Here is a 4,668-nt window from a genome sequence, read left to right as displayed (position 1 = left end):
CCGGGCTGCGGCGCAGCACCCGCTACGTGGTTCGCCTCATCCGTGATGGTGACTCGCTGGCTCGGCAGACGGGCCTGATCGACTCCCGCGGGCGTCCCGTGCGGGGCATGCCCGCCGCGGTGGTCGGCGGCGGCCTCGATGTGGCGACGGCGGTGTGGCGAGGCGCCTTCTTGGCTCATGGCTCCCTCACCGAGCCCGGACGCTCGATGTCGATGGAGGTCACCTGCCCCGGGTCGGAGGCGGCGCTCGCGCTGGTCGGGGCCGCACGCAGGCTCGACGTGAGCGCAAAGGCGCGCGAGGTCCGTGGAGTGGACCGGGTCGTGATCCGCGACGGGGACGCCATCGCGACCATGCTGACCAGGCTGGGTGCCCACGAGACGCTGCTGAAGTGGGAGGAACGCCGGATGCGACGCGAGATCAAGGCGTCGGCGAACCGGCTGGCCAACTTCGATGATGCGAACCTGCGCCGTTCCGCCCGGGCCGCCGTGGCCGCCGGGGCCCGGGTCGAGCGGGCGTTGGAGATTCTCGGCGAGGATGTGCCCGAGCACTTGCGGACCGCAGGGCTGCTGCGGCTCGAGCACAAGCAGGCGAGCCTGGAGGAGTTGGGCCAGCTCCACGAGCCGCCGCTGACGAAGGACGCCGTGGCGGGTCGGATCCGGCGGCTGCTGGCCACCGCCGACAAGCGAGCCGACGATGAGGGGATTCCGGGCACCGAGGCGAACCTGACGCCCGACATGCTGGAGGACGACTGATTTCGCCTTGGTGACGGGTGTGTGATCGAAGGGTGGACAACTGCCGTTCCCTCGATGTGTCCATCGGATGTTGGGTACGATGGCAGGCGTCCAGTTCTCGTCTCGAGCGTGACGAGATTCCTTATCGAAGGAGACCCATTACATGACTGTGAAGGTTGGCATCAACGGCTTCGGCCGCATCGGCCGCAACTTCCTCCGCGCCCTGCTGGCTTCCGGTGCGGACGCCGAGGTTGTCGCCGTCAACGACCTGACGGACAACAAGTCCCTGGCTCACCTGCTCAAGTACGACTCGATCCTCGGCCGTTTCCCCGGCGAGGTCACCTTCGACGAGGAGTCCATCACCGTCGACGGCAAGACGATCCGCGTCTTCGAGGAGCGCGACCCGAGCAAGCTGGACTGGGCCTCGGTCGGCGCTGACGTCGTCGTCGAGTCCACCGGACGGTTCACGAAGGCCGAGGACGCCAAGTCCCACCTCGTCGGTGGTGCCAAGAAGGTCGTCATCTCCGCGCCGGCCAAGGGCGAGGACATCACGATCGTCATGGGCGTCAACGAGGGCGACTACAACGCCGCGACCGACACCATCATCTCGAACGCGTCCTGCACCACGAACTGCCTGGCCCCGATGGCCAAGGTGCTCGAGGAGACGGTCGGCATCGAGCGTGGCCTCATGACCACGATCCACGCCTACACCGCCGATCAGAACCTGCAGGACGGCCCGCACAGCGACCTGCGTCGCGCCCGCGCCGCCGCCCTGAACATCGTTCCCACCAAGACCGGTGCCGCCGCTGCGGTCGCCCTGGTCCTGCCCGATCTGAAGGGCAAGTTCGACGGCTACGCGCTGCGCGTTCCGACCCCGACCGGCTCGGCCACCGACCTGACCTTCCTCGCGAAGAAGGAGACCTCCGTCGAGGAGATCAACGCTGCGCTGAAGGCCGCTGCCGAGGGTCCGCTCAAGGGCATCCTGTCCTACACCGAGGATCCGATCGTGTCCAAGGACATCGAGACCGATCCCCACTCCTGCATCTTCGACGCCGGCCTGACCAAGGTCATCGGCAACCTGGTGAAGGTCGTGGGCTGGTACGACAACGAGTGGGGCTACTCCAACCGCCTCGTCGACCTGGTTGTCCTGGTCGGCAAGGATCTCTGATCACCCAACCCCTAACCTGACCCTGAAAGGCGTATCCAGGTGAGAACCATCAACGATCTGGGGGATCTGCACGGCAAGCGCGTGCTGATCCGCTGCGATTTCAACGTCCCGCTGGACGGTCAAACGATCACCGACGACGGGCGGATCAAGGCGGCGCTGCCGACCCTGACGCAGCTCACCCAGGCGGGTGCGAAGGTCGTCGTGATGGCTCACCTGGGTCGCCCGAAGGGGCAGGTGAACGAGAAGTACTCCCTGGCGCCGGTCGCCGCGCGCCTGGGAGAACTGATCGATGCCGACGTCACGCTGGCCGGTGACGTCGTCGGCCCGGCGGCCCACGAGGCCGTCGCGGCGCTGGCCCCCGGCGCGATCGTGCTGCTGGAGAATGTGCGCTTCGAACCCGCCGAGGAGTCGAAGGTGGACGCCGAGCGTGAGGCGCTCGCAGCGAAGTACGCGGAGTTCGGCGACGTGTTCGTCTCCGACGGCTTCGGCGTCGTGCACCGCAAGCAGGCCTCCGTCTATGACATTGCCAAGCTCCTCCCCAGCGGTGCCGGTCACTTGGTGGCCAAGGAGGTCGAGGTGCTGAAGAAGCTGACCGAAGACCCCGAGCGTCCCTACGTGGTCGTTCTGGGCGGCGCGAAGGTCGCCGACAAGCTCTCGGTCATCGACAACCTGCTCAAGGTCGCGGACACGCTGATCATCGGCGGCGGTATGGGCTACACGTTCCTCAAGGCGAAGGGCTACGAGGTCGGTTCCTCGATCCTGGACGCCGAGAAGGTCGACGTCGTCCGGGGCTACCTGGAGGAGGCTGCGGCCCAGGGCAAGCAGATCCTGATCCCCGTCGACACGGTCGTCTCGCCTGAGTTCGGTGAGGGCGAGGGCATCGAGGTCGTCGATTCCGACCAGATCCCGGCCGACAAGATGGGCCTCGACATCGGCCCCAAGACCGCCGCGCTGTACGCCGACGCGATCAAGGGCGCGAAGACCGTCTTCTGGAACGGCCCCATGGGCGTGTTCGAAATGGCCTCCTTCGCCGCGGGCACCAAGGCCGTCGCGCAGGCGCTGGCCGATTCCGATGCGTTCTCCGTCGTGGGCGGCGGCGACTCGGCGGCGGCCGTGCGTCAACTCGGCTTCGCCGACGATGAGTTCGGCCACATCTCCACCGGTGGCGGCGCTTCGCTGGAGTACCTCGAGGGCAAGAAGCTCCCGGGCCTGGACGTTTTGGAAGGTAACTGACAACGTGTCGAACCGTACCCCGCTGATCGCGGGCAACTGGAAGATGAACCTCAACCACGTCGAGGCGGCTGGGCTGGTCCAGAAGCTCGCGTGGACGCTGGCTGACGCCAAGTACGACCCGAGCAAGTCCGAGACGGCGCTGCTGGTGCCGTTCACCGACCTGCGGACGGTGCAGACGCTCATCGAAGGCGACAAGCTGCCGTTGCAGTTCGGCGCTCAGGACATCTCGGTTCACGACAAGGGCGCCTACACCGGTGAGGTGTCCGCGGACATGCTGGCCAAGCTGAACTGCAGTTACGTGGTCGTCGGGCATTCCGAGCGCCGTGAGTACCACGGTGAAACGGATGCCCTGATCAATGAGAAGGCGAAGGTCGCCCTGGCCGCGGGCATCACGCCGATCATCTGCGTGGGCGAGAAGCTCGACGTCCGCAAGGCCGGCGAGCAGGTGCCCTTCGTGCTGGCCCAGGTCGACGCCGTGCTGGCCGGTCTGACGGCCGAGCAGGTCGGCTCGCTGGTCATCGCTTATGAGCCCGTGTGGGCTATCGGCACCGGCGAGGTGGCGACGCCCGAGGACGCCCAGGAGGTCTGCGGTGCGATCCGCGTCCGCGTGGGTGAACTGCTCGGTGCTGAGGCGGCCGAGAAGGTCCGCATCCAGTACGGCGGCTCGGTGAAGGCCGGGAACGTCGTGGCGATCATGGGGCAGCCCGACGTGGACGGCGCCCTCGTCGGCGGTGCATGCCTGGTGGCTGAGGAGTTCGCACAGATCGTGCTGTTCTACGCCGCAGCCTGATTCGCTTCAAGACTCGAGGAGACCCCGACCGACTGGTCGGGGTCTCCTCGTATCTGGGTTAGAATGTCTGGGTGATGGTGTTGCCCCTGCTCACGTGGCCGATTATGACGGTGTCGATCCTGCTGATCCTCACCTCGTCGGCACTGGCACTGTTCGTCCTGCTGCACAAGAACCGGGGCGGTGGCATGTCCGACCTGTTCGGAGGGGGCATGTCCACGACGATGGGCGGCACCTCGGTGGCCGAGCGGAACCTGGATCGGCTCACGATCATTATCGGCCTGCTGTGGCTCGCGTGCGTGCTCGGGCTGCTGACGCTCTACCGCTGGTTCCCCGACGTCGGCGTCCTGGGCTAGCGACACCCCCTGATTTTCTGTTCGTTGTTCGTCTCAACACGTCGTTTGGAGAGGTTCATTCGTGGCCGGTGGTAGTGCGATCCGTGGTAGCCGCGTCGGTGCGGGACCGATGGGCGAGGCCGAGCGCGGTGACGCCGCGCCGCGCCTGTACATCTCGTTCTTCTGCAGCAACGGGCACGAGACGCGCCCCGCGTTCGCGGCCGAGGCGCAGATCCCCGAAGAATGGGACTGCCCCCGCTGCGGCCTGCCGGCCAACAGGGACGCCGAGAACCCGCCGCCGCCCCCGAAGATCACGCCGTACAAGACGCACCTGGCCTACGTGAAGGAGCGCCGCTCCGACGACGAGGCCAAGGCGATCCTCGCCGAAGCGCTCGATTCGTTGCGGAGCCGTCG

6 protein-coding genes are annotated in these 4,668 nt (G+C 66.9%); all 6 read left to right on the top strand.

What is annotated here, in order from left to right; all coding sequences use genetic code 11:
- Nucleotides 1-752: DNA-binding protein WhiA (gene whiA, locus V7E09_RS14515; RefSeq protein ID WP_324523610.1), on the top strand; the 752-nt coding region annotated here is incomplete at its 5' end.
- Between the two features lie 142 nt (nt 753-894).
- Nucleotides 895-1,899 carry a type I glyceraldehyde-3-phosphate dehydrogenase gene (gap, locus tag V7E09_RS14510; RefSeq protein WP_324510411.1) on the top strand — a complete coding sequence of 335 codons (1,005 nt, stop codon included), beginning with the start codon at nt 895-897 and terminating at the stop codon, nt 1,897-1,899.
- 39 nt (nt 1,900-1,938) lie between these two features.
- Entirely contained in the window at nt 1,939-3,132 is a 1,194-nt protein-coding gene (locus V7E09_RS14505; RefSeq protein ID WP_324510410.1) for a phosphoglycerate kinase, read from the top strand.
- 4 nt (nt 3,133-3,136) lie between these two features.
- Nucleotides 3,137-3,922, top strand: coding sequence for a triose-phosphate isomerase (gene tpiA, locus V7E09_RS14500; RefSeq protein WP_324510409.1), 786 nt, complete (start codon nt 3,137-3,139; stop codon nt 3,920-3,922).
- Nucleotides 3,923-3,996: 74 nt separating this feature from the next.
- Nucleotides 3,997-4,275: a preprotein translocase subunit SecG gene (gene secG, locus V7E09_RS14495; RefSeq protein ID WP_324510415.1), complete on the top strand. Its 279-nt coding sequence runs from the start codon at nt 3,997-3,999 to the stop codon at nt 4,273-4,275.
- A gap of 61 nt (nt 4,276-4,336) precedes the next feature.
- A partial coding sequence (locus tag V7E09_RS14490; RefSeq protein WP_324523609.1) for an RNA polymerase-binding protein RbpA occupies nt 4,337-4,668 on the top strand: 332 nt, incomplete at its 3' end.

This window comes from Propioniciclava sp. (assembly GCF_036744435.1).
Taxonomy (GTDB): Bacteria; Actinomycetota; Actinomycetes; order Propionibacteriales; family Propionibacteriaceae; genus Propioniciclava.
This window is presented reverse-complemented; position numbering and strand designations above follow the sequence as displayed.

What these genes read in the sequence shown, in the direction of transcription:
- secG (WP_324510415.1), top strand. Translation starts at nt 3,997, where the DNA reads ATGGTGTTGCCCCTGCTCACGTGGCCGATTATGACGGTGTCGATCCTG.
- gap (WP_324510411.1), top strand. Translation starts at nt 895, where the DNA reads ATGACTGTGAAGGTTGGCATCAACGGCTTCGGCCGCATCGGCCGCAAC.